Annotated in this window: 22 protein-coding genes; 11 read left to right on the forward strand and 11 right to left on the reverse strand. The window is 70.0% G+C overall.

Features of this window, described 5'->3' with window-relative positions; genetic code table 11:
• The first annotated feature begins 4 nt into the window (after window positions 1-4).
• From uraD to LX14_RS07165, 6 genes are read left to right on the forward strand one after another with little or no spacing between them, the layout of a single operon-like run.
• Window positions 5-532 carry a 2-oxo-4-hydroxy-4-carboxy-5-ureidoimidazoline decarboxylase gene (uraD, locus tag LX14_RS07140; protein WP_253646542.1) on the forward strand — a complete coding sequence of 176 codons (528 nt, stop codon included), beginning with the start codon at window positions 5-7 and terminating at the stop codon, window positions 530-532.
• On the forward strand, window positions 532-858 hold the full coding sequence (gene uraH, locus LX14_RS07145) for a hydroxyisourate hydrolase (protein WP_253647922.1): 327 nt from the start codon (window positions 532-534) through the stop codon (window positions 856-858). The genes uraD and uraH overlap by 1 nt, the downstream gene beginning before the upstream one ends.
• Before the next feature lie 9 nt (window positions 859-867).
• The gene (gene pucL / locus LX14_RS07150) at window positions 868-1,776 is read left to right on the forward strand and encodes a factor-independent urate hydroxylase (RefSeq protein ID WP_253646543.1); all 909 of its coding nucleotides are present in this window, start codon (window positions 868-870) and stop codon (window positions 1,774-1,776) included.
• Window positions 1,773-3,137, forward strand: coding sequence for an 8-oxoguanine deaminase (locus LX14_RS07155; RefSeq protein WP_253646544.1), 1,365 nt, complete (start codon window positions 1,773-1,775; stop codon window positions 3,135-3,137). The genes pucL and LX14_RS07155 overlap by 4 nt, the downstream gene beginning before the upstream one ends.
• Window positions 3,138-3,139: 2 nt before the next feature.
• Window positions 3,140-3,958, forward strand: coding sequence for an FAD binding domain-containing protein (locus LX14_RS07160; protein WP_253646545.1), 819 nt, complete (start codon window positions 3,140-3,142; stop codon window positions 3,956-3,958).
• Window positions 3,955-6,573 (forward strand): molybdopterin-dependent oxidoreductase, encoded by a 2,619-nt coding sequence (locus LX14_RS07165; protein ID WP_253646546.1) that lies wholly within the window; start codon window positions 3,955-3,957, stop codon window positions 6,571-6,573. The genes LX14_RS07160 and LX14_RS07165 overlap by 4 nt, the downstream gene beginning before the upstream one ends.
• Window positions 6,574-6,610: 37 nt before the next feature.
• On the opposite strand, the gene LX14_RS07170 is transcribed toward LX14_RS07165, so the two are convergent.
• From LX14_RS07170 to LX14_RS07180, 3 genes are all read right to left on the reverse strand, one after another.
• Complete coding sequence (locus LX14_RS07170) at window positions 6,611-7,225, reverse strand: TetR/AcrR family transcriptional regulator (RefSeq protein WP_253646547.1); 615 nt, start codon at window positions 7,223-7,225, stop codon at window positions 6,611-6,613.
• A 9-nt stretch (window positions 7,226-7,234) separates the two neighbouring features.
• On the reverse strand, window positions 7,235-8,158 hold the full coding sequence (locus tag LX14_RS07175) for an oxygenase MpaB family protein (protein WP_253646548.1): 924 nt from the start codon (window positions 8,156-8,158) through the stop codon (window positions 7,235-7,237).
• A 62-nt stretch (window positions 8,159-8,220) separates the two neighbouring features.
• A complete protein-coding gene (locus LX14_RS07180) occupies window positions 8,221-8,700 on the reverse strand; it encodes a MarR family winged helix-turn-helix transcriptional regulator (RefSeq protein ID WP_253646549.1) in 480 nt (159 codons plus the stop codon).
• Window positions 8,701-8,804: 104 nt separating this feature from the next.
• On the opposite strand from LX14_RS07180, the gene LX14_RS07185 reads away from it, so the two are divergent.
• Both LX14_RS07185 and LX14_RS07190 read left to right on the forward strand, forming a co-directional pair.
• Complete coding sequence (locus LX14_RS07185; protein WP_253646550.1) at window positions 8,805-9,170, forward strand: DoxX family protein; 366 nt, start codon at window positions 8,805-8,807, stop codon at window positions 9,168-9,170.
• A gap of 92 nt (window positions 9,171-9,262) precedes the next feature.
• Window positions 9,263-10,615: a lipase family protein gene (locus tag LX14_RS07190; RefSeq protein ID WP_253647923.1), complete on the forward strand. Its 1,353-nt coding sequence runs from the start codon at window positions 9,263-9,265 to the stop codon at window positions 10,613-10,615.
• A gap of 12 nt (window positions 10,616-10,627) precedes the next feature.
• On the opposite strand, the gene dnaB is transcribed toward LX14_RS07190, so the two are convergent.
• Complete coding sequence (gene dnaB / locus LX14_RS07195) at window positions 10,628-12,835, reverse strand: replicative DNA helicase (RefSeq protein WP_253646551.1); 2,208 nt, start codon at window positions 12,833-12,835, stop codon at window positions 10,628-10,630.
• A 502-nt stretch (window positions 12,836-13,337) separates the two neighbouring features.
• Between dnaB and LX14_RS07200 the strand changes: the two genes are divergently transcribed.
• The gene (locus LX14_RS07200; RefSeq protein WP_253646552.1) at window positions 13,338-14,390 is read left to right on the forward strand and encodes a DUF3089 domain-containing protein; all 1,053 of its coding nucleotides are present in this window, start codon (window positions 13,338-13,340) and stop codon (window positions 14,388-14,390) included.
• Between the two features lie 67 nt (window positions 14,391-14,457).
• Here LX14_RS07200 and rplI read toward each other — a convergent pair whose 3' ends face one another.
• From rplI to rpsF, 4 genes are all read right to left on the reverse strand, one after another.
• On the reverse strand, window positions 14,458-14,913 hold the full coding sequence (rplI, locus tag LX14_RS07205) for a 50S ribosomal protein L9 (RefSeq protein ID WP_253646553.1): 456 nt from the start codon (window positions 14,911-14,913) through the stop codon (window positions 14,458-14,460).
• A gap of 17 nt (window positions 14,914-14,930) precedes the next feature.
• Window positions 14,931-15,197, reverse strand: coding sequence for a 30S ribosomal protein S18 (gene rpsR, locus LX14_RS07210; RefSeq protein WP_253646554.1), 267 nt, complete (start codon window positions 15,195-15,197; stop codon window positions 14,931-14,933).
• A gap of 30 nt (window positions 15,198-15,227) precedes the next feature.
• Complete coding sequence (locus tag LX14_RS07215) at window positions 15,228-15,749, reverse strand: single-stranded DNA-binding protein (protein WP_253646555.1); 522 nt, start codon at window positions 15,747-15,749, stop codon at window positions 15,228-15,230.
• A 142-nt stretch (window positions 15,750-15,891) separates the two neighbouring features.
• The gene (rpsF, locus tag LX14_RS07220) at window positions 15,892-16,179 is read right to left on the reverse strand and encodes a 30S ribosomal protein S6 (RefSeq protein ID WP_253646556.1); all 288 of its coding nucleotides are present in this window, start codon (window positions 16,177-16,179) and stop codon (window positions 15,892-15,894) included.
• A 144-nt stretch (window positions 16,180-16,323) separates the two neighbouring features.
• On the opposite strand from rpsF, the gene LX14_RS07225 reads away from it, so the two are divergent.
• Window positions 16,324-18,327 (forward strand): DUF7064 domain-containing protein, encoded by a 2,004-nt coding sequence (locus tag LX14_RS07225; protein WP_253646557.1) that lies wholly within the window; start codon window positions 16,324-16,326, stop codon window positions 18,325-18,327.
• Between the two features lie 3 nt (window positions 18,328-18,330).
• Entirely contained in the window at window positions 18,331-19,833 is a 1,503-nt protein-coding gene (locus LX14_RS07230; protein ID WP_253646558.1) for a glycosyltransferase family protein, read from the forward strand.
• Here LX14_RS07230 and LX14_RS07235 read toward each other — a convergent pair.
• The 3 genes from LX14_RS07235 to LX14_RS07245 are packed head-to-tail and all read right to left on the reverse strand — an operon-like array spanning window position 19,737 to window position 23,932.
• Complete coding sequence (locus LX14_RS07235) at window positions 19,737-21,308, reverse strand: glycosyltransferase family 87 protein (protein ID WP_253646559.1); 1,572 nt, start codon at window positions 21,306-21,308, stop codon at window positions 19,737-19,739. The genes LX14_RS07230 and LX14_RS07235 overlap by 97 nt on opposite strands.
• A gap of 10 nt (window positions 21,309-21,318) precedes the next feature.
• Window positions 21,319-23,493 (reverse strand): transglycosylase domain-containing protein, encoded by a 2,175-nt coding sequence (locus LX14_RS07240; protein WP_253646560.1) that lies wholly within the window; start codon window positions 23,491-23,493, stop codon window positions 21,319-21,321.
• Between the two features lie 34 nt (window positions 23,494-23,527).
• Entirely contained in the window at window positions 23,528-23,932 is a 405-nt protein-coding gene (locus tag LX14_RS07245; protein ID WP_253647924.1) for a DUF5318 family protein, read from the reverse strand.
• Window positions 23,933-24,108 lie beyond the last annotated feature (176 nt).

Genomic DNA, 24,108 nt, shown 5'->3' on the forward strand with positions numbered 1-24,108 from the left:
GCTGATGCGCCGGCCGGATTGGCGTGGGATCGAGAGCTTCAACGCACTCACCGAGACCCAGGCCGTGCACGCGCTGTACGCGTGCTGCTCGTCGCGCATCTGGGCGCTGCGGGTGGCCGCGGCACGGCCGTACGCCGACGCCGACGCCCTGTACGACCAGGCCGACCTCATCCTCGCCGAGCTGACCGAGACCGACCTCGACGAGGCCCTCGACGGCCATCCCCGGATCGGGGAGCGGTCGGGCAGCGCCGCCTCCACGCGCGAACAGCGGGGCGTCACCGGTGCCGATCCGGAGGTCCTGGAGGATCTCCGAAAGGCCAACGCCGAGTACGAGAACCGCTTCGGTCACGTCTACCTCGTCCACGCCGACGGCCGCCCCGCGGGGGAACTGCTGCGCATCCTGCGGCAACGCCTCCACAACGACCCCGACACCGAACGCCGGGTGCTGCGACTGGAACTGGCGAAGATCAACCGCACCCGGCTGACCCGCATGCTCAGTCCGGCAGCACAGCTCGTCGAGTGGGCGCAGTAGTGGCGTCGGTCAGCACCCATGTTCTCGACGCCGTGACCGGCACCCCCGCGCCGGGGGTCCCCGTCACCCTCGCGACCGCGGACGGCACCGCGATCGCCGACGGGGTCACCGACGGCGACGGCCGCATCGGCGATCTCGCAGGCAACCTCGACGTCGGGGTCTACCGCATCCGCTTCGACACCGATGCATGGTTCGCGACGTCGGGTGACGTCGAGTCGTTCTACCCGGAGGTGGTCGTCAGCTTCCGGATCACCGATGCGACCCGGCATCACCACGTCCCGATCGTGCTGAGCCCGTTCGCGTACTCGACCTATCGCGGGAGCTGAGAGGACCTCATGGGCATCGTCTTGAGTGGCGACCAGTACGGCAAGGCCGAGAACCGGGTGGTGCGGATCGTCCGGGACACCCCCCGTCACGAGATCCGCGACCTGAACGTGGGCACCGCGCTGCGCGGGAAGTTCACCGAGGCGTACACCGACGGCGATCAGGGCGCGGTCCTGCCCACGGACACGCAGAAGCAGACCTGTTACGCGTTCGCCAAGGAAAAGGGCATCGCGAGCATCGAGCAGTACGGGCTCGACCTGGCAACACATTTCGTCGACACGGTCGACCCGGTGTCCGGGGCACGGATCGAGATCGAGGAGTACGCCTGGCAGCGGGTCCTCGTCGACGGCGCCGAGCACGATCACACCTGGGTGCGCCGGGGGCAGGAGACCCGTACCGCCGACATCACCGTCGACGAGTCCGACGGGACCCGCCGCACCTGGGTCGTCGGCGGGTTCACCGGGCTGACGATCCTCAAGTCCACGGGGTCGGAGTTCCACGGTTTCCCCGTCGACCGATACACCGTGCTGGAGCCGACCACCGATCGCGTGATGGCGACGTCCCTGGTCGCGAAATGGCGGTTCACCACCACCGACGTCGACTGGGACACCGTGTACGACGACGTCAAGCAGCTCATGGTCGAACAGTTCGCGACGCTGCAGTCGAAGGCGTTGCAGCAGACACTGTTCGCGATGGGATCGGCGGTGCTGGAGGCGCACCCGGAGATCGCGGAGGTGCGGCTGTCCGCCCCGAACAAGCACCACTTCGTCTACGACCTCGCGCCGTTCGGACTCGAGAACAACAACGAGGTCTTCCACGCTGACGACCGCCCCTATGGCCTCATCCAGGCGGCCGTCAGCCGCGACGACGCCCCCGACGCGGGTCCCGCCTGGGAACCACAGCGGTCGTGGCTCGTATGACCCCGTCCCGACCAGTCGTCATCGAAAACGCCGCGGTGGTGACGATGGACGCCGACGGTCGCGAGTTCGCCTCGGCCACCGTCGTGATCACCGGCAACCGCGTCACCGGGGTCGACGTCGCCGCCGCGGACATCCCGTCCGACGCCGAGCGTGTCGACGGCAGCGGATGCCTACTCACCCCGGGTCTGGTGAACACCCATCACCACCTGTATCAGTGGATCACCCGCGGCCTCGCGGCCGACCACACCCTCTTCCAGTGGCTGACCACGCTGTATCCCGTGTGGGCCGGCATCGACGTCGACGCGGTCCACGCCGGCGCACGCGGGGCCATCACCGCCCTGCTCGAGTCCGGCTGCACGACGACGACCGACCACCACTACGTCTTCCCCACCGGCGCCGGGGACGTGATCGGCGCGGAGATCGACGCGGCGCGCGGACTCGGCGTGCGGTTCCACCCCACCCGCGGGTCGATGGACCTCGGCGAGAGCGACGGTGGACTGCCACCCGATTCGGTGGTCGAGTCGATCGAGGCGATCCTCGCCGACAGCACCGCCACGATCGACCGCTGGCACGACCCGTCACCGGACTCGATGCTGCGCATCGCACTCGCCCCGTGCTCACCGTTCTCCGTCACCGCCGACCTGCTGCGGGAGTCCGCGGCACTGGCCCGCGACCGCGGTGTACGGCTGCACACCCACCTCGCGGAGACACGGGACGAGCAGGACTTCTGCGTCGAGAGATTCGGCTGCACGCCACTGGAGTACGTCGCCGACCTGGGCTGGGTGGGGGACGACGTCTGGTTCGCCCACGGAGTCCACTTCGACGACGCGGCCGTCGCCGAACTCGGCCGCACCGGCACGGCCGTCGCCCACTGTCCGACCTCGAACGGCCGTCTGGGTGCCGGGATCGCGCGGACGCGGGACCTGCTCGACGCGGGCGCGGTCGTCGGGCTCGGCGTCGACGGTGCCGCGTCCAACGAGTCCGCGCGCCTGCTGCCGGAGGTCACCATGTCGCTCCTGCTCGCACGCGCCGTCGGTGGTCCGACGACGCTCTCCACCCGCGAAGCACTCCGACTCGGCACCGTCGGCGGGGCCCGGGTGCTCGGCCGTGGCGACGACCTGGGGTCCATCGCGCCGGGGATGCTCGCCGACCTGGTGCTGTGGGACCTCTCGGGACCCGCGCACGCCGGCATCGACGACCCGGTGGCGGCCCTCGTGCTCGGGTCACCCCCGCCGATCCGCCGGTCCTGGGTCGATGGGGCGACGGTCGTGGCGGACGGACGTGCCACGCAGTCCGACCCCGACGACCTCGCGCGCGACGTGGCGTCCGCGCACCGGCGGCTGGTCGACCGGGCGGGCTGAGGATGGATCTGCACTTCGTGGACGACGTCGTCCGCCCGACCGATCGCGCCGGTCTCACCACGGTGCGACCCGGGGACGCGATCCTCGCCGGTGGCACGTCGGTGATGGCCGATCCGGGGCCGGGGATCCGACGTCTGGTCGACATCACCACGCTCGGTTGGCCGGACCTGACGATCGCCAGCGACGGACTCGAGATCGCCGCCACGTGCACCATCGACCGACTGGTCCACACGGGATATCCCGAGACCTGGAGCGCCACGGCCCTCTTCGACTGGTGCGCACGGTCGCTGCTCGCGTCGTACAAGATCTGGCACACCGCGACCGTCGGCGGGAACATCTGCCTGGCGTTGCCGGCCGGGGCGATGACGTCGATGTGTTCGGTCCTCGACGCGTCCCTCCTGGTGTGGCGGGCGGACGGCACCGATGCGACACACCGTGTCGACGAGGTGGTCGTCGGCAACGCGACGACGAGCCTGGGGACCGGTGACGTGCTGCGCTCGATCCACCTGCCCGCGTCAGCGCTCACCTCGCCGGTGGCGATGCGGCGCGCGTCCTATGCCGAGCACGGGCGCTCCGGCGCGGTGGTGCTCGCCCGGTCGACGCCCGACGGTGTCGTGGTGTCGGTGAGCGGGGCGACAGTCCACCCGTTCGCGGTCCCGGTGTCGTCGACCGATCCGGACGTCGTGGTCGACGCCTGCATGGCCGAGATCCCCGACGACGCATGGTTCGCCGACGCCCACGGCACCGTCCCCTGGCGTCGCGGGGTGGTGCCCCATCTCATCCGCGGCGTGCTGGCCGATCTCTCCGGGAGGGCGTCGTGAGGGTCGACGGCCGTGAGGTCACCGGCGAGCCCGCGCCGGGTCAGTGTCTGCGGACCCACCTGCGCGAGCACGGCGTGTTCGCGGTGAAGAAGGGGTGCGACTCCGGCGACTGCGGCGCCTGCACGGTCCTCATGGACGGCCGGGCGGTGCACTCGTGTGTGATCCCGGCGTTCCGCGCCACGGACTCCGAGATCGTCACCGCCGCCGGGTTGTCGGAGGACGGCGCCGACCTCCATCCGACCCAGCGCGCGTTCGTCGACTGTGCCGGGTTCCAGTGTGGTTTCTGCACCGCCGGGATGGTGGTCACCGCGTCGACCTTCGACGCCGAGAAGGCGTGCGATCTGCCGGACACGCTGAAGGGCAACCTGTGCCGGTGCACCGGGTATCGCGCGATCGACGACGCGATCACCGGTGCACCCGACGGACCCGACCCCGACTCGGTCGCCGCACCGGCGGGTCCCCGGATCGTCACGGGGACAGAGCAGTACACGATGGACATCGAGGTCGACGACCTCGGCCACATCGCGGTCCTCGGCAGCCCGCACCCGTCGGCGCAGATCGTCGCCGTCGACACCTCCCGCGCCGAGTCGGCACCCGGGGTCCGTGCGGTCCTGACCCACCACGACGATCCCGGCATCGCCTTCTCCACCGCCCGTCACCACTCCCGCACCGACGACCCGGACGACATCCACGTCTTCGACACCCGGTTGCGATACGTCGGTCAGCGCGTCGCGGCCGTCGTCGCCGACTCACCGCGCCAGGCGCGCCGCGCCGTCGAACTGATCGACGTCACCTACGAGGTGCTCCCCGCGGTGTTCGACGCCGAGGAGGCCACGCGCCCCGGCGCGCCCGCGGTCCACGGCGACAAGGACGCGGCGACCGCACGCATCGCCGACCCGGCCCGCAACGTGATCGCCGAGATCCACGGTGGGGTGGGCGATGTCGCCGCAGGCGTCGCGACGGCCCGTGCCGCCGGCGGCGCGGTGGTCGAGGGCACATGGCAGACGGCGCGGGTGCAGCACGTGCACCTGGAGACCCACGGTGCCATCGGCTGGCGCGACGACGACGGCCGGTACGTGGTGCGGTCGAGCTCGCAGGTGCCGTTCCTCGTCCGCGACGAGCTGGCCCACGTGTTCGGCATGCCCCGCGACCGGATCCGGGTGACGGCGCCACGCATCGGCGGCGCGTTCGGTGCCAAGCAGGAGTTGCTGACCGAGGACGTCGTCATGCTGGCCGTCCTGCGGACCGGGCGACCCGCCGCGTACGAGATGTCGCGCACCGACCAGTTCACGATCGCCCCATGCCGCCATCCCATGCGGGTGCGGGTCACCGCGGCGGCGGAGCCGTCCGGAACGCTCACCGCGCTCGGCATCGACGTCCTGTCCGACGCCGGCGCCTACGGCAACCACAGCCCGGGCGTGATGTTCCATGGCTGCTCGGAGTCGGTGTCGCTGTACCGGTGCGAGAACAAGGGCGTCGACGCCCAGTGCGTCTACACGAACAACCTTCCCTCGGGCGCTTTCCGCGGTTACGGCCTGGGGCAGGTGATCTTCGCCGTCGAGAGCGCGATGGACGACCTCGCCCGTGAGCTGGGGATCGACCCGTTCGACTTCCGGCGTCGCAACGTCATCACCCCGACCGAGCGTTTCGTGACGTGGCAGGTCGAGGACCACGACCTCGAGTTCGGGAGCTATGGACTCGACCAGTGCCTCGATCTCGCCGAACGGGCCCTGCGGGAGGGCGCCGACGATCCCGAGCGGGGCGGTCTGGTCTACCGCGACGACCCGGAGTGGGCTGTGGGCGAGGGGATGTCGCCGTCCATGATCGCGACGATCCCGCCCGACGGCCACGTCGCCGACGTCACCGCGGAACTCGATGCCGACGGCCGGTACGTCGTGTCCGTGGGCACGGCCGAGTTCGGGAACGGGACCACCACCGTCCACGTCCAGCTCGCGGCCGACGCGCTGGGTGTCCGTCCGGAGGACGTCGTCGTCCGCCAGTCCGACACCGACGTCGTCGGACACGACACCGGCGCTTTCGGATCCGCCGGGACCGTCGTCGCGGGCGCTGCCCTGGACCGCGCCTGTCGGGAACTGGCCGCCCGCATCGCTGCGGGTGAGTCGGCGCCGATCGTCGTGCGTGGTCGCCACGAGGGCACCCCGCGCAGTGTCGTGTTCAACGTCCACGCCGTCCGGGTCGCGGTCCATCTGCCGACCGGTCGGGTGCGGATCCTGCAGTCGGTGCAGGCGGCCGACGCCGGGACGGTGCTTAACCACCAGCAGTGCCGCGGTCAGGTGGAGGGCGGTGCCACGCAGGCGATCGGGTCCGCGCTGTACGAGGAGATGATCCTCGACCACGGCGTCGTCGCGACCGACATCCTGCGGAACTATCACATTCCCCGGTTGTCGGACTCTCCCCGCACGGAGGTGTATTTCGCCGACACCTACGACCGCCTCGGCCCGCAGGGCGCCAAGTCGATGAGCGAGTCGCCCTACAACCCTGTCGCTCCCGCCATCGCCAACGCCGTCCGCGACGCCACTGGCGCACGCATCCGGCGACTCCCGATGAACCCGGCGCGGGTGTGGGAGGCCCTGAACGCGGCCGACGTCGGCTGACCACGCCGTCCTGCGGCACCGATCCGCAGCCGCTGTGTCAGTGCACCATCGGGGCGAGGAAGGTGGTGGCCATCGCCCGGACCGCGCTCTCGTCGTCGATGCTCACCGCCTCGGACGGCGCGCGGGACACCGACACGAGGACGCGGAAGACGAGATCCGCGGCGATGCGGAGGTCGGCGTCGGGCATCGTCGCACCGGCCCGGCGCAGGGTCCCGGCGATCAGCGTGCCGACGGTGTCGATGAGCGACACCCCGTCGCGTGAGGTCGGGCCGCCCACGACGAGCTCCAACATCTCGGGCTCGTCGACGAGCAGGCGCTTCGCCAGGGTGCTGCCCCGCACCTCCCGGGTGGCGAGGACGAAGGCCTCCACGACGGCGTCGCGCGGACCGAGGCCACGGGTCGCGTCGCCCAGATCGTGACTGAGCTGCAACGACATCCGCTGCACCACGGCGACGAGCAGGTCCTCCTTGCCGGGGAAGCGACGATAGAGCGTGCTGCGGCTGACGCGAGCGGCCCGGGCGATCTCGTCGAGGCTGGCGCGGCGCACACCGACGGAGGTGAACTCCGCCTCGGCGGCCGAGACGATCTCGTGCTCCTGCTCGGCCGGTGACGCCGACGTCCGGAGGCTCGTGCGACGGGCACTGGGGGCCATGCCCGCAGACTACGCGGGACGGTTGGCGACGCGGCGCGGGTCGACACCCACCCGCTTCCACGCCTCGACCGCCCACGGCACGTACAGGGTCGCCACCGGCAGCCGGTTGATGACGGGGTTCAGCGCCCGCATTGTCGCGGCGAACCGCTGGAACCGTCGTTCATCCCGGGCCGTCCACTCGAGGCGGCACACGTCGCGCATCTGCTGCGGGAGCGTCCCCACCACCACGACGTGCAACGCCGCGTCGACGGCGGGGCCGATCACCCGCCACACCGGGGCGGGCACCTGCTTCGGGTGCGGCACGCCCTTGCGGAGGTAACCCGTCGCATAGGTGATGGTCTTGGTCGGCACGAACCGGTCCAGCATCGCGTCCCAGTACGCACGGAACTCGTCGTACGTCTGCGGCTGCGTCCGGTCGCTGACCCCGTAGAGGGCGTACCAGGCCTTGCTCTCCTGGAAGATCTGTTCTTTCTCCGCGTGGCTCAGCCGACGGATGAACGTGTCCGTGGTGTAGAGCACCTGATCGACGAAAGTCGCGTGCGCCCAGTAGAAGAGCTCCGGGTTCAGGGCGTGGTACCGCGAGCCGTCGCTGTCGATTGTGCCCTTGATCGAGCGGTGGAAATCCCGCACGCGGCGCCCCCACACGGCGGGCTCGGCGCTGTAGATGGTCTTCATGATGGGCGGGACGGTGCGCTTCGCGCGACCGGCGAAGTCGTCGAAGATGACCGAGTGGTCCTCGACCCCCTTGGCCAACTGCTCGATGCAGTTCTCGGTACCGGCCACCCTCTGGAAGCTGAGGACCGCGCGACGGTCGCCGTAGAACTTCCAGATGAGCGACTGCGGCCCGAGGGTGTTCGGCACCGCGGCCAGATCGCCGTCGGCGGTCGGCATCGGTTCCGCCTGACGGATGCCCTCGTCGAAGCCGATGGTCATGGTGCCTCCTCGTGCCGGGTGTTGAGACAAAGATACATATTCGTCTCAACACTGCACAAGCCTCAGGGCACCGGACCACCGGCCATGGTCTCCAACGCCTCGGCGAGGGCCTCGAGATCGACGCCGTCGAGGGCGGCCATCACGTGGCGTCGGACGCTGGCGAGGTGCGCGGGATAGGCCTGCTCCAGCGCGGTGAGCCCGTCGTCGGTCAGCACCGCTATCGCGCCTCGCCGGTCACATCCGTCGCGCTCTTTGCCGACCCAGCCGCGCCTGCGCAACGCGTCCACCAGTCGCGTCATCCGACTCGCCGACAACCCCACCGCGGAGGCCAGGTCGCTCATGCGCGATCGACGGTCCGGGGCCTCCGAGAGCATCACGAGCACCTGGTAGTCGCCCAGCGTCATCTGCGACTGCTGCCGCAGGTCGCCGTCGAGCGTCCGCGGGATCACCACGAGACTGCGGGCCAGCGCCTTCCAGACGCGGAGCTCCCGGTCGTCGAGTGGACCGGTCGGCGCGGCCGCGCCGGAGTTCTCGTCGTCCATGCCGACCCCTCTCTCGCGTCCCGACGACATTACTTGCGTCAGCAACTACTGTCTGCGAGTCTGGGGTCCTTGCTCACGCAACCATCTACCCGGGAGACCACATCATGGGCATCGCCGCCATCATCCTCAGCATCCTGCTGGCACTGATCAGCGCCGGAGCGGGCGCTCCGAAGGCCGGCCTGAAGGGGCCCGCCACCGAGCAGCTCACCGGCCGCGGGTTGAGCGCGAACCTCGTCCGCTTCATCGGTGCCGCCGAGGTCGCCGGTGCGCTCGGCCTGTTGATCGGCCTCGCGTGGCATCCGCTGGGCATCCTCGCCGCGATCGGCCTGGTCATCGTGTTCATCGGCGCCGTGGTGTTCCACGCACGCTTCGGCGACTTCTCCGACGCCGAGCGTCGCGGTGGCGCCGTTCCGTCCGTCGTCGTGGCTCTGCTGTCGGTCGTGACGCTGATCGTCGTGATCGCGGCCTGACTCCGCCGATCACGAGTCGACCCGGCGGTTCGGTTACCGTCGGGGAGACTCCGACACGACGACGTGTCGGATCCCCGACAGAGGACCCCACCATCAGCGCACCAGACCCCGCGCGACACACGACACCGGAACGCCCCTTCGCGGCCCCACACGAGCCGTTCGAGCCGGGACGACGGCCGCTACTCCCGTGCGACGACGAGTTCTATCGACCGGTCGACGGTTTCGAGGACGTCGACCCCGGCACTATCCTCCGGTCGCGCGACGTGGAACTGGCCTTCCTGGGTCTGGTGCCGCAACGGGTGCGCGCGGCGCAGCTGAACTACCGGACCGTCGACCTGCACGGCGAACCGATGGTCGCGGTGACGACCGTCCTCGTCCCCGAGCGCGGCATCGCCGACCGACCGACGCCGGTCGTGTCGTACCAGTGCGCGATCGACGCCATCACCGGGCGATGTTTCCCGTCCTACGCACTACGCCGGCGAGCACACGCCGTCGGTGCCCTGCCGCAGTTCGAGTTCCTGCTCATCTCGGCGCTGCTCGCGGAGGGATGGGTGGTGTCGATCCCCGACCACGAGGGGCCGCAGGGCCTGTGGGGCATCCCGCGCGAACCCGGGTACGTCACGCTCGACGGGCTCCGCGCCGTGCTCGCCTACGAGCCCGCCCACGTGCACCCCAGATCGCCGGCGGCCCTCTGGGGCTATTCCGGCGGCGGGCTGGCCTCCGCGTGGGCCGCGGAGATGTACGCCCGCCATGCGCCCGAGCTGAACCTCGTCGGGGCGGTACTCGGTTCTCCCGTCGGCGATCTCGGGCACACCTACGAGCGCCTGAACGGCGCGCTCTTCTCGGGCCTGCCCGCCCTGGTGGTCAGCGCCCTGCGCCACGTCTACCCCGAGCTCGATCGCATCATCGACGAGCACGCCACCCCGTCCGGCCGCGCGAAACTCGCCGCGCTGCAGTCGATGACGACGACGGAGGCTGTGGTGCGGTTCATGTTCACCGACATGGGCGCATTCCTCGACCGCCCCCTCGACGAGATCCTGGCGCTGCCACAGGTGCGCGAGGTCTTCGACTCCATCCGCCTCGGACAGTCGCCCCCGACGATCCCGGTGCTGATCGTGCAGGCCTGCAACGACACCATCGTCGCCGTCGACGACATCGACGAACTCGTCCGCACCTACGTCGCCGCCGGGACCGACGTGACCTACCACCGCGACCGCTTCAGCGAACACATGCTGTTGCACCCGCTCTCCGCGCCGACAGCCCTGCGCTGGTTGCGCGAACGCATGGAAGGCCGCCCCGTCGACGAGAACCGCCGGCGGACCACCTGGCCGGCCCTGTTCAACCCCTCGACCTATCGCGGCATGATCCGACTGGGGACCATCGCCGGGAAGGTCATGGTGGGCAGACCGATCCCGCGTCGGGAGCTCTCCGAGCTGGACCGCTGACGCCGGACCGAACTACCCGCGGGCCATGTTCCGGAAGCGGGACATGTGGAGCTGGTGGGCGACGGTGATCGTGGCCGTCGGGCCGTTGCGGTGCTTGCCGAGGATGATGTCGGCCTCGCCCGCGCGGGGGTCGTCGCGCTCGATGGAGTCCGGGCGGTGCAGCAGGATGACCATGTCGGCGTCCTGCTCCAGCGATCCGGACTCGCGGAGATCGGAGACCTGCGGCTTCTTGTCGGTCCGTTGCTCGGGGCCACGGTTGAGCTGACTGATCGCGACGACGGGCACCTCGAGCTCCTTCGCCAACAGCTTGAGCTGACGGGAGAACTCCGAGACCTCCTGCTGACGGGACTCGACCTTCTTGCCCGACGTCATCAGCTGCATGTAGTCGATGACGACCAGGCGCAGGTCGTGACGCTGCTTGAGGCGACGGGCCTTCGCGCGGATCTCCATCATCGTCAGGTTCGGTGAGTCGTCGATGAAGAGCGGCGCCTCGGAGATCTCGCCCATCCGACGGGCCAGGCGGGTCCAGTCGTCGTCGCTCATGCGGCCCGACCGCATGTCGGCGAGTTTGATGTTCGCCTCCGCCGAGAGCAGTCGCATGACGATCTCGGTCTTGCCCATCTCCAACGAGAACATCGCCGAGGTCAGCTGATTCGCGATCGAGCAGCTGCGCAGGAAGTCCATCGCCAGGGTCGAGTTGTGGGTGGGGATCATCGACTCGCCGGCGAGGTACAGGTGCGCGGCGTTGTCGACCTGGACGCAGCGGACCGGGACGCTGTCGACCGGTCGCACCGCGACGATGCGCCGCGAGCCCGACGGGCGACGCAGCTCCTTGTGACGGATCGCCTTGCGGTGCACCGTGAAGACGTCGTCGTCGGCGTGGACACGCACCCACCCGGTGGCGGCGCGGCGGTACGAATACCCCAGCCCGGCGGCGAGATCGGCGACGACCGAGGTCATGTGCTGCGTCGCCGCGGGGACGGTGATCCACCCGTCGTCGTCGACGATGCCCCTCGCGTCCAGCAGGCCGGCCAACAGCGCCCGGCGCTGGGCGACCGATCCCCGCAGGTACTCGTACGGGATCCGCCCGCCGAGGTCGGACATGAGGGCCATGACGTCCACCGGCCCCTCGGCGTCGATCCGCATGGCGATCTCGGGGTCGTCGAAGGCCATGCCCGCCAGCGCCGCGACGGTGTACGGGCCATAGCAGAAGCGCTTGCGCGGCAGGCTGAGCGGAGCGGCGTTGCGCACGATGACCGCACCCTCCTGCCCCTGCAGCTGCGCGGTGGTCTGCACCGACGATCCGCTCTCGGTCTCGGTGAGCCACTGATGCTGCTCGTCGGCGACGAGGACGGACCCGTCGGAGAACTCGACCTCGAAACACGGCCGCTCGGTCATGACCTCGGTCGCGGCGACGACACGGGTGGGCAGGCCCTGCGCGTCGAGCAGGTGGTCGCCCACCTTGACCTCACCCATCGTCGTCCAGCCGGTCGGCGTCGGCAGCGGCGTGTCGAGCGCCAGCGCCTTGCCCACACCGGGGCGCGCGGCGACGATGATCATCTGCCCCGGGTGCAGGCCGTTGGTCACGGAGTCGAGATCCGCGAAACCCGTTGGCACACCCAACGACAGGCCGCCGCGGGACGCGATCGAGTCGATCTCGTCCATGGTCGGCTGCAGGAGCTCCTCGAGCGGGACGTAGTCCTCGGCCGTGCGGCGCTCGGTGACCTCGTAGACCTCGGCCTGGGCACGGTCGACGACCTCGGCCACATCCTGGCCGTCGTCACCGCCGTAGCCGAACTGCACGATCCGGGTCCCGGCCTCCACCAGCCGTCGCAGGATCGCCTTCTCGGCGACGATCTGCGCGTAGTAGCCCGCGTTGGCGGCGGTGGGCACCGTGGAGATCAACGTGTGGAGGTACGGCGCACCGCCCACGCGGCGGAGCTCTCCGGCCCTCTCGAGCTCTGCGGACACCGTGACCGCGTCCGCGGGCTCACCCTTGCCGTAGAGCTCCAGGATCGCGTCGTAGACGGCCTGATGGGCCGGTCGGTAGAAGTCGCCGGGACGCAGGACCTCGAGGACGTCGGCGATGGCGTCCTTCGACAGCATCATGCCGCCGAGGACCGACTGCTCGGCCAGGAGATCCTGGGGTGGCTGACGTCCGAAGTCCTCCGAGGGTGGCTCGTCACGCGGCGTATGACCGCGCTCATCCACAACAGCCACAGCTGATCCTCCCGACTCGACCCTGCCCGGTCTGTGCTCGAGGCACCTCGCCCCGCCGCCGGTTCTACCGGTCGGCACCGACACCGCAGAACGGCGCGGGCGACAGGGGATGACACTAGGTCCGGTCGTGGCAACCTCCAACCGGAGCTGTGGACCGATGTGTGCACATCCTGTGGACCGAGGGGGGTGTCGGTGTGCACCGCCTGTGCACAGCTGTGGATGGATCGGGACCCGTACGCCCGTCCACGCAGGTCAAGCGGGGGTAAAGCCGTGGACAAAGAAAATCTGAGATCGTCCGGCGTGTCGCCCCGGTCCGCACAGTCGGGCGTGTTCGGCGACGGGGCAACACACGGGCGCTGTCGGTCGTGTGAACGTCGCCCTACCACGGGGGAACGGCCGATCCACCGCCCTGCCCGCGCCCGGTGACACGAATCCGGCGGCCGGACAAAACAGTACGTCCGTCTTCCGACGGCGGAGAGTCGGATGCGGTCTACTCGACCTCATGAACCGACGTCGTTCCTCGCGCTCCGTGTGGCGCCGTGTCGCCCTGCTGACGGTCATCGCCGTGCTCACCCTCACCGGCTGGGGCGTCGGCACCGCCGGAGCCGCTGAGGGCACCGGCTCGACGGTCTGGCTGTGTCGCCCCGGACAGGCCGACGACCCGTGCGGTGGGCGCAGCGCGGCACCGGTCGACTGCTTCTACGTCTACCCGACCGTGTCCCTCGCGCTCGGGACCAACGCCCCGCGTCGGGTCGGCCCGGAGGAGCGCCTCATCGCCTCACAGCAGGCGGCGCCGTTCGGCGCGCAGTGTCGGGTCTGGGCTCCCGTGTACCGCCAGAGCACCCTGCGGGGCCTGTTCACCGCACGCACGCCCGCGGACCGCAGAGCCGCTCTGGCCCTGGCCTACTCGGACGTCAGATCCGCGTGGCGGGATTACATCGCCCACGACAACGGTGGCCGCGGTGTGGTGCTCGTCGGTCACTCCCAGGGCACCACGATGCTGCGGACACTGCTCCGGGAGGAGATCGAGCCGGCCGCGGTCCACGACAGGCTCGTGTCGGCGCTCCTGCTCGGCGGCAACGTCCTCACCCGTACGGGATCACCTGTCGGCGGGGACTTCACCCGTACCCCGCTGTGCACCGCTCACGACGAGACCGGTTGTGTCGTCGCCTATTCGACCTACGGACGGACCCCGGAGCCCGACGACCGCTTCGGTCGTGTGCCCGCGGACGGCGTCGGCCCGTCGCGCCCGTTCCCGAGCGGGCCGGGCTACGCCGTCGCGTGCACGAACCCCGCCGCGCTCGGGACATCGGCGCCGGCGGCGCTGCACAGTCGTCTGGCCGGACAACGCATCTCGGGATACACCGCGCGGTGCGTCACCGTCGGCGGCGCTCAGGTGCTCGAGGTGTCCGGCGCAGGCCCGGTGCCGGCCTCGGCCCTGCCGGAGCTCCCGAACCGATCGTGGGGGCTGCATCTGCTGGACGTGAACATCGCCCAGGACGACCTCACCGGCCTCGTCGCATCCCAGGCGCGCGCCTACCTGCGGACCCACTGACCGACCGCACAGACACCTCGGCCCCGGACGTGTGGACGTCCGGGGCCGAGGTGTGCGGTGCTGTCTGTCAGCCGGCGGCGACGACCGAGATGTCCACCGAGGCGGTGACATCCGGGTGCAGTTCGACCTTCACGGGGTACGTGCCGACGGCCTTGATGTGACCCTTCGGCAGCGACACCGACCGCTTGTCGACGACAGGGCCGCCCGCGGAGCGGATCGCGGAGGTGACGTCGGCGGTGGTGACCGAGCCGAACAGCTTGCCCGAGTCCTGGGTCTTCACGGTCAGCGTGACCGCGTCGAGGGCCTCGAGGGACTGCTTGATCTCGTTGGCGTGCTCGAGGCCACGCACGGCGCGGGCCTCCTGGGCGCGACGGATGCCGTCGACCTGCTTCTGTGCGCCACGGGTGGCCGGGATGGCCAGACCGCGGGGCAGCAGCAGGTTCCGGCCGTAGCCGTCCTTGACCTCGACGGTGTCACCGGCGACACCGAGGTTCTCGACCTCGGCGGTGAGGATGAGCTTCATGGTGTGATCCCTTCCGCTCAGCGCGCCGTCGAGGTGAACGGCAGCAGCGCCACCTCACGCGAGTTCTTCACCGCGACAGCGACGTCGCGCTGGTGCTGGACGCAGTTGCCGGTCACGCGACGCGACCGGATCTTGCCCCGGTCGGACAGGAAACGACGCAGCAGCGACGTGTCCTTGTAGTCGATGACGAGGTTCTTCTCCTTGCAGAAGGTGCAGGCCTTGGCCTTGACCACCTTCTCGGCGCGGGCCTTACGGCCTCCGCCGCTGCTCTTTGCCTTGGGCATTCGTGGTTCTCCTGATGCAGATGTGTCGTGTCAGAACGGGGGCTCGTCGTCGCTGCCGCCGAACGACCCGCTCGCCGGGGCGCTGCCCCAGGGGTCGTCGGTCGCAGCTCCGCCGGACTGACGGCTCGCGCCGCCACCCTGTGAGCCGGACCCGTAGTTCCCGCCTCCGCCGCCACCACCGCCACCGCGCGATGCGCGGTTGACCTTGGCCGTCGCGTATTTCAGCGACGGACCGACCTCGTCGACCTCGAGCTCGACGACCGTACGCTTCTCACCCTCGCGGGTCTCGTACGAGCGCTGCTTGAGTCGACCGGAGACGATCACGCGTGCACCCTTGGTGAGGCTCTCCGCGACGTTCTCGGCGGCCTCCCGCCAGATGCTGCAGCGCATGAACAGCGCCTCGCCGTCTTTCCACTCGTTCGACTGACGGTCGAACATGCGCGGGGTGGACGCGACGGTGAAGTTCGCGACCGCGGCGCCGGACGCCGTGAAGCGCAGCTCCGGATCTGCCGTGAGGTTCCCGATGACGGTGAGGACGGTGTCGCCGGCCATGGATCAGCTCCCTTGTCGGTGGGGGTCGGTGCGTATGAGTCGGGCTCGGTGTGGGTGATGAAGCCTGTGCCTCATTCGACCCGCCGGGCGGCGATTCGGTTCCGCGTTCGGCGAAATCCGCGTCGACACCCGACCCGTGGGCTCACTTGCCCGAGCGCAGCACCTTCGTCCGCAGCACCGACTCGTTCAGCTTCAGCTGACGATCGAGCTCGGTGACGGTCTTGGGCTCGGCATCGATGTCGATGACGGCGTAGATCGCCTCGGAGTGCTTCTGGATCTCGTACGCCAACCGGCGCTTACCCCAGATGTCGACCTTTGCGACCTTGCCGCCGTCGTTGCGGATCACGTTGAGGAACGTGTCCAACGACGGGGCCACGGTGCGCTCGTCGAGACTCGGGTCGAGGATGACCATCAATTCGTAGTGACGCATGGGGATCCCATCACCTCCTGTGGACTGATATCGGCCACGGACTGTCCGTGGCAGGAGGGTCGCCTGCGTCGGCAACGGGCCAACGGTACAGCAACGAGCCCTGACCAGCGAAATCACAGCGGGGGCACCGGTACTGTCTCCGACGTGCCCGGATGGTGGTCGCCCGACGACATCGACGCCGACTGGGTCCGCGTCGTCCTGGGCATCGGCGACGCGACGGCGTGGCGGGCCGAGCGCGTCACCGAGGGGCGGCCGACCATGACGGCGCGGTTGCACATCTCCCGCACCGACGGGTCGTCGACGTCGGTGGTCCTCAAATGCGTCGACCCGGCCTACACCGGCCCGTCTGATCCGCTGTCGCGCGAGTACCGGTTCCACGTCTGCTCCGGCGACCTGCCGATCCCGACCGCGCGGTGCCTCGCCCATCGGTTCGACGAGGGGACGCGGCGGTTCTGGCTCGTGTTCGACGACGTCGGCCCCGGACACTACGGCGACGACCTCGTGGGTCCCACCTTCACCGCGGGTTTCCTTGCGATCACCTCGCTCGCGACCGTGCACCGGGCGAGCGGTGCCGCCGCGCAGCGACCCGAGTGGATCGATCCGCTCCCCGTCCCCGACCGCGCGTCGCTGGGCGCGGACTACGTCCGCTTCGTGCAGCGGTACGGCGAACGCATCGACCCGGTGCACCTCTCGATCGCCAACCAGGTGGTGGCGGCGATCGGCACCCTCACCGACCACGCCGGTCGCCTCGGCGCGCGCACCGGGATCGTGCACGGCGACCTGCGCTACGGCAACGTCCTCGTCGGTACCCGGGAGGCCGGAAGACCCGTCGTCCTGACGAACTGGGGCCAGGTGTCGTGGGGGCCGTGCGCGGTCGACCTCGCATCGTTCCTCGCGCTGTCGTCTCCCCCGGACACCCGCCGCCAGACCTACGACGAGATCCTGCGCCACTATCAGCTCGCGATGGGCGGGGCGGCGTCGTCCGACGACGTCGACGCCCTCCGCCGCGAGATCCACGACCACGCCTTCCTCGTGCTGGTGCAGGTGATCCGCTGCGCGGTGCAGACGCCCGGGTGGGGGCTCCAGCAGCGGGGGCACCCCTCGGATCTGTGGCTCACGCTGTTCGCCCGCGCCTGCACGTTCCTCGACGACCTCGGTCGTCCGCCGGCCTCGGCCGCATCCGCCCGGCCTGCCGGGTCCGCCCATCCGGGCGACGAGTTCGCCCACCCCGACGCCGTCACCGACGGCCGCAGCGAGGAGTGGACCCTCGCCGTGGCCGACGTCGACGCCGGCGTGGGGGCGTGGTTCCGGTTCGGACGGCACTCCGGTATCACCGAGGGCGCCTACCTCACCCTCGCCGTCACCGGCCCCGACCTCCCCGCGGTGACCCTCTCGACCTCCACCCCCGACCCCGATCCGACGCTCACGGTGATCGCGGACACAGTCGAGTTGCACCACGACGTCGTCGAGCCGTTGCAGCACGTGCATCTGGGCCTGTCGGGGACGGCGAGTGCGGCGGGCTCGGAGGTCGGGCTCGTCGCGGACCTGCACTGGTACACGGCCGCGACCCCGGCGGCCTACGGCGTCTCCCCTCTGCTGCTCATCCCCTGCGCGGTGACCGGCACCATCACCGTCTCCGGGATGGGGGCGGACCGGACGATCACCCTCGACGCGCCCGGCTACCGCGAACACGCCTGGGCGGGCACCGACTGGTGGGAGATGCGGTGGACGGCGTTCACCGCGCACTTCGACGACGGCACCGACATGAACGGGATCGATGCACGCGTCCCCGGTCTCGCGCCGGTGTCGCTGGGTCAGGTGCAGTCGCCGGGCGTCGCGCCGGTCCTCCTCGACGTGTCCCGGGTGCTGAGCGGACCCGACGACGACCCCGACGACGAGACCGCTCCGTGGATCGTCGCGGTGGAGCCCGGCGCGTTCACGCTCACCTTCACCCCGGTCGCCGACGCGTCGGCCCGCCGCCCCGGCCCGGGCGGCCGGGACGCTCTGCTCCGCCGGGCCTGGGGGACCTTCACCCGCAACGACGGTCGCACCGGCGTGGGATGGCTCGAGACCGAGGCGGCACCGATCGGACCGGGCACCCCGCCACGGGGTCTGCACAGTCCACCGCAGCTTCCCCCTAACCTGTAGCCCATGTCCGCCGTGCCCGTCGCCGATCGTCGACGGCTGCGTCGACACGCCCTCCGCGGTGAGACCGCCGTCCTGCTGCTCGTCCTCATCCTGTTCACCCTCGCGTTCATGACGCTGGGTTTCCTCGGCAAACTCGACTGCGGGGGCCCGCCGTACGACGCCGCCGGCCGCAGCGCGCACTGGCCCGTCGGCAAGCACGAGCTGCTGATGCCGTGTTACTCGGATCTGCAGTTCCTGTGGATCGGCCGGGACATCAACAACCACGTCTTCCCGTTCATCCACGGGGGCATCCGACCGGACGGGGTCCTGTTCGGCGGAGCTGTCGAGTACCCCGTGCTGTCGGGTGTCCTCATGTACATCGGCGCGATCGGCGCCCACACCGACACCCAGTTCTTCGTCCACTCGGCGATCCTGTTGGCGCCGTTCGGGATCCTCGTCACCGTCATGTTGGGTCTGCTCACCCGGTGGTGGGCGCTGCTGTGGGCGGCCACGCCCCCGCTGATCCTCTACGCCTTCCACAACTGGGAGTTGCCCGTCGTGGCGACCGCGGTCGGCGCGGTGGCGATCATGGCCTACGGGGAGTCGATCTCACCCACGACCGGCCGACCCCGGATCCCGTTGCGGGTCAGTGCCTCCCTGGCGTCGGCGGTCCTGGCGGTCGGCTTCTGTCTGAAGCTGTACCCGGGACTGTTCGTCGTCCCCCTCGCGCTCTACGTCGCCACCCGCGGTCTGCGACGCGTCGACCCCGCGGCCGGGCGTCGGGCCCTGGACATGGTCGGGGCGGCGTGGGTCGTCGGCACCGCCGTCGTCGTGGTCGCGGTGATCGAGCTGCCGTTCATGATCCTGGGGTACGCGGGCTGGAAGGCGTCACTGACGTTCCAGGGCAGACGGAAGTCCGACGTCGACACCAACTCGATCTGGTACTGGGGGCTGCGACATCTCACCGACGGCATGACCCCCACCTACAACTCGATCGTGGGTGTCGCGTCACCGCTGCTGATCCTGGTGTCGTTCGTCGCGGTGATCACGCTGGGCGTGCGGATGTGGCGGTCGGGTGCCGTGTTCCCGTGGGTGGGGGTGAGCGCCGCGATGCTCGCCGGGTTCATGCTCTTCCACAAGGTCCACTCCCCGCAGTACACGCTGTGGATCCTGCCGTTCTTCGTGCTGCTGCAGGTGCGGTGGCAGCTCATCGCCGTCTACCTCATCGGCGATCTGGCCCTGGACCTCACCATCTTCCGGCTGTTCGGCATCTACACGTCCGGGGAGCCGATGAAGTGGTGGGTGATGACCGGCGTCAACATCGGCGTGTGGTCCCACATGGTGGTCCTGGCCGTCCTGCTCGTCGCGTTCGTCCGGGCGCCCGTCCGGTGGGCACGCCCCGGCGCCGACGACGCGCTCCCCCTGCGCGACTATCCGACAGCGGTCGCGGTCTCCGCGGGACGCGGCCGTCGGGACACCACCGAGTCCGGCGCCTCGTCGAGCACGCCGCCGGCCGGATCGTCGTAGCGACGACCGTCGACGCCGGCGCGGACGAGATCGGCACGGGGGTGGTAGATCTCCCAGATCACCACGGCGCAGAGTCCCAGCACGGCGAGGAACCGCAACACGATGGCGGCCGTGAACCACTGGTCGGGTAGCCATTTCACGTCCGCGGGCAGATAGAGCCCCATCCGCGGGATCCACACCGCGGCGTCGAGCACCATCCACGCCATCAGCAACCGGAACCGCGGGATGGCGAGCACGGCCAGCGGGACCAACCACAGCGAGTACTGCGGGCTCCACACCTTGTTCACCAGCAGGAAGCCGGCGAGGATGAGGAACATCAACTGCGCCACCCGTGGTCGCGTCGGCGCGGTGAGCCCGATCGCCGCGACCGCGATGCACACGACGACGAACAGTCCGACGAACAGTGCGTTCACCAGCGCCGAGCTGCCGTTCACATCGGCACCCCAGCGGTACCCCGACACCCGGGTGACGACCGTGAACCACGTGTCGGGATCGGTGCCACGCGAGGAGTTGTAGCGGAAGAACTCGTACCAGCCGGCCGGGAACAGCGCCATCACGGGCAGGTTCACGACGAGCCACGTCGCCGCCGCGACCGACGCGGTGACGAAGAACTCACGGACCTTGCCCGCACGCAGGCACAGCACGGCCAACGGGATGAGCAGGAGCGCCGGATACAGCTTCGCCGCCGCACCCAGCCCGATGAACAACCCTGCCGCCCAGGGGTTCCGCCGAGCCCACGCCAGCATCGCCAGCGCGAGGAACGCGGTCGCGATGGTGTCGAAGTTGGTGAACGCGTGCACGATCACCAGCGGCGACACCGCGGCGATCGCCGCCGACCAGATGCGTACCCCCGCGGTGAGCGCCGTCGCCCAGATGGTCACCAGCCAGAACAGCGCCAGACCCAGCGCGGACACGACGAAGAACAGCACCACGCTCAGCGCCGACGGGACACCCCAGTGGTCGTGCGCCCACTGCCAACCCATCGCGACCTGCGCCGCGCCGTACATGTACATGCCGGTGAGGACCGGGTACTCCATCCGTCGCTCCTGCGGCGACCCGTCCGGCTTGTTCTCCGTCCACGACACCTTGTAGGGCAGCGCGCCGGTGTCGAGCCGTTCGGCGGTGTAGAGCGGCACGGTGTCGGAGTAGCAGAGAGCGATGTACTGCCGGTGGTTGCTCCAGTCGAGTTGTTGCACACCGGTCTGCGGGTTGGGCGCCTGCTGCAGACAGGCCGCCTTCCCGTACCACCCGAGCGCGAGCGCGACGAGCGTGAGCAGGAGCAGGACGCGCAGCGGGGTGAAGGTGCGGGACCGCCCCACCACCGCGTGCAGACCGACAGGCCCGCCGATCGCGATCGACCCCTCCCGGGCGACGGGGTCGGCGAGGCTGGGCAGGACGCGGTCGTCGGCGGTGCGCTGATCGGGCGCGAGCCGCGTCGGCGACTCGACCGCATCCGAGTCGACCGCATCCGCCACGTCGGGAGCCTCAGCCGCCGTTGGCGAACGGATCGTTCTGCTCCGGGGTCGGGGTCACCACCGTCTCGGTCGGCGGACCGGGCAGCGGGATCGTCACGCCCGGTGCGAGCGTGGCCGACGGCGGCGCGAACGTCGTCCTGGGCGCCTCCGGCTCGGTGGTCTCCTGGCTCCGACGGGTCTGCGTCGGTGCGTCGGTGGTCTGCGGCGCCTCGTACGGGACACCGGCGACACCGCCGATGGCGGCGGGCTCCGGGAAGTCCTCGATCGGCTGCCCGTCCAGCGCACCGTCCATCGCGGCCTGCCAGATGTCCGACGGCAGGCCCGAGCCGTAGACGATGGACCCGGTGTAGTTCTTCAGCGCCACACCGGCATCCGTACCGACCCACACGGCCGTGGACAGCTGCGGGGTGTACCCCACCATCCACGCGTCCTTGTTCTGGCCGGTGTCCCCGAGCTGGGTGGTACCGGTCTTCGCGGCCGACGGCCGACTGCCGTCGTCGAGCGCGTGCCCGCGCGAGTAGGCGGCGATGGGCTGCATCGCCGACGTCACGTTGTCGGCGACAGCCGCGGAGAACCGACGTTCGCCGGCGTCGGCCTTGCGCTGGTACAGCACGGTGCCGTCCGCGGTCTCGACCTTCTGGACGAAGTGCGGCGCGTGATAGACGCCGCGGTTGGCCAGCGTGGCGTACGCCGACGCCATGTCGATCACGCGGGACCGGTACTGGCCGAGGACCACGCCGCCCTCGACGCCACCCTCGATCGGGTTCCCGTCCTTGTCGAGGTTGACCAGCGTCTGCTTGATGTTGCCGAAGCTCTCGGCGATCCCGGCCTGGTGGGCCGCGTCGGCGACAGCCTGCGCCTGCCCGTCGAGGTCGAGCATGAGGCGGTAGTAGACGGTGTTCAACGAGAGCTTCAGCGCCGTCGCGAGATTGCAGGAGCCGCAGCTCTCACCGTCGGAGTTCGTGACGGTGTTCCCACCGGGGGCCGTGAACGACGAGGAGCTGTACACCTTGGACAGCGGGATGCCCTGCTCGAGCGCCGCGACGAGGGCGAACACCTTGAACGACGACCCCGTCTGCAACCCGGCCTGGGCGTAGTCGAAGCCCTGCCCGTTGTTGCCGCCGAAGTAGCCCTTCACCGCGCCGGTCCCGGGGTCGATCGACACGACCGCGTCGCGGATGTCCTTCGGCTCGCCCTCGAGTTGGCCGTTGGCGGCCGACACCACGGACCGCTGCACCTGCGGGTCGATCGTGGTGGTGATCTTCAGGCCCTCGGTCTGCACGTCCTGCTCGGAGATGTTCAGCGAGTTCAGCTCCGCGAGCACCTGCTGCTTGACGAGCCCGTTCGGACCGGAGGTCACGTTGCCCGAGGTGTCGCGCGGCGCGACCACCCGCGGGTACTTCAGCGCCGCCTCGTCCTGGGGCGTCAGCGCGCCGATGGTGACCATGCCGTCGAGCACATACCGCCAGCGCTCCTGGGCGGCAGCCGGGTTCGTCGCGGGGTCGTAGTAGGACGGCGACCGGATGGACGACGCGAGCACCGCGGCCTCCGGGACGGAGACCTGGCTGATGTCCTTGTTGAAGTAGGCCTTCGCCGCCGCCGACACCCCGTAGGCGCCACGCCCGAAGTAGATGGTGTTGAGGTAGGCGGCCATGATGTCGTCTTTGGTCCACTCGTTCGACATCTTCGTGGCGATCGCGAGTTCCTTGAACTTACGGGTGTAGCTGCGTTCGTCGCCGACGAGGGCGTTCTTCACGTACTGCTGGGTGATGGTAGACCCGCCGCCGGCGTCGGCGTTGTTGGTCACCTGACCGAGCGCGGCTCGGGCGAGACCGGAGATCGAGAACCCGGCGTTGGTGCGAAACTCGCGGTCCTCGGCGGCGATCACCGCGTCCTGCATCGCCTTCGGGATCTTGTCGATGGAGACGTCGGTGCGGTTGCCCTCGGGCGGGACGATGCGGGCGATCTCCCCGCCGCGCGAGTCCAGGATGGTGGCCACCTGGTTCTGCTTGATCGCGTCGGGACCCGGCACAGAGGCGCCGAGGTAGGTGAAGAGGAAGACCACCGCCACGACGACGACCCCGAGCGGCACGAGGCAGCCGATCACCCCGGCCACCCAGGCCACCACATTCAGCCGCGACCGCTTCGTGTCCTGCGTCGCGCGCGCACCAGTTCCGTTGCTCACCGTTCTCGTTCCATCGCTCTCGTCGTTGCGCGGATCAGTCTGCACTGCCCGCGGCGCGGCGGGACCGTCGCTGCCGCGGCCGGGGGACCCTTCCTGCGACGAACGACTGCACCAGATGGTTCCAGCGACAGCTGCGGCACACCTCGACGACGTGCACCGAGAACTCCTCGCTGTCGGCTGCGAGCCGCGTGATCTCCTCGATCGACCTGGCCGAGTTGTTCACGGTGCCCAGGCGATCGCCGAACACCCACGACACCAGGGTCAGTTGTTCCTTGCGGCAGATGGGGCAGATGACCTCGCTCGGCCTGCCGTGGAACGCCGCGGCACGCAGCAGGTACGGGTCCGCGTCACACACCGCCCCGACCGCTGTCCGACCGGCGTCGACCTCCGACAGCAGCGAGCGACGCTGGAGCGCGTAGTCCACCGTCTGTCTCTGCACCAGCACGCAGACAAGAGTACGTGGCCCGCCTCGGGCCGGGTCCTGCATCCGGGGCCGGTGCGACGACGTCCCCGGATCGCCGGGCGGCAAACTCCGGTTCACGTCCGGTTTCCTGTCCCGGTTATATCGGCCCGATACATGTGTGTGTAGCATCTGCTGTACACGTTCGTTCGACA

The sequence above is a fragment of the Williamsia deligens genome (assembly GCF_024171765.1).
GTDB classification, from domain to species: Bacteria; Actinomycetota; Actinomycetes; order Mycobacteriales; family Mycobacteriaceae; genus Williamsia_A; species Williamsia_A deligens.

Coding starts and splice junctions, on each gene's coding strand:
- LX14_RS07175 (WP_253646548.1), bottom strand. CDS start 8,158: ATGACCATCGGCTTCGACGAGGGCATCCGTCAGGCGGAACCGATGCCG.
- rpsR (WP_253646554.1), bottom strand. CDS start 15,197: ATGCCCAAGGCAAAGAGCAGCGGCGGAGGCCGTAAGGCCCGCGCCGAG.
- LX14_RS07200 (WP_253646552.1), top strand. CDS start 13,338: ATGAACCGACGTCGTTCCTCGCGCTCCGTGTGGCGCCGTGTCGCCCTG.
- LX14_RS07160 (WP_253646545.1), top strand. CDS start 3,140: ATGGATCTGCACTTCGTGGACGACGTCGTCCGCCCGACCGATCGCGCC.
- rpsF (WP_253646556.1), bottom strand. CDS start 16,179: ATGCGTCACTACGAATTGATGGTCATCCTCGACCCGAGTCTCGACGAG.
- pucL (WP_253646543.1), top strand. CDS start 868: ATGGGCATCGTCTTGAGTGGCGACCAGTACGGCAAGGCCGAGAACCGG.
- LX14_RS07215 (WP_253646555.1), bottom strand. CDS start 15,749: ATGGCCGGCGACACCGTCCTCACCGTCATCGGGAACCTCACGGCAGAT.
- LX14_RS07230 (WP_253646558.1), top strand. CDS start 18,331: ATGTCCGCCGTGCCCGTCGCCGATCGTCGACGGCTGCGTCGACACGCC.
- LX14_RS07185 (WP_253646550.1), top strand. CDS start 8,805: ATGGGCATCGCCGCCATCATCCTCAGCATCCTGCTGGCACTGATCAGC.
- LX14_RS07180 (WP_253646549.1), bottom strand. CDS start 8,700: ATGGACGACGAGAACTCCGGCGCGGCCGCGCCGACCGGTCCACTCGAC.
- LX14_RS07155 (WP_253646544.1), top strand. CDS start 1,773: ATGACCCCGTCCCGACCAGTCGTCATCGAAAACGCCGCGGTGGTGACG.
- rplI (WP_253646553.1), bottom strand. CDS start 14,913: ATGAAGCTCATCCTCACCGCCGAGGTCGAGAACCTCGGTGTCGCCGGT.
- uraD (WP_253646542.1), top strand. CDS start 5: ATGCGCCGGCCGGATTGGCGTGGGATCGAGAGCTTCAACGCACTCACC.
- LX14_RS07170 (WP_253646547.1), bottom strand. CDS start 7,225: ATGGCCCCCAGTGCCCGTCGCACGAGCCTCCGGACGTCGGCGTCACCG.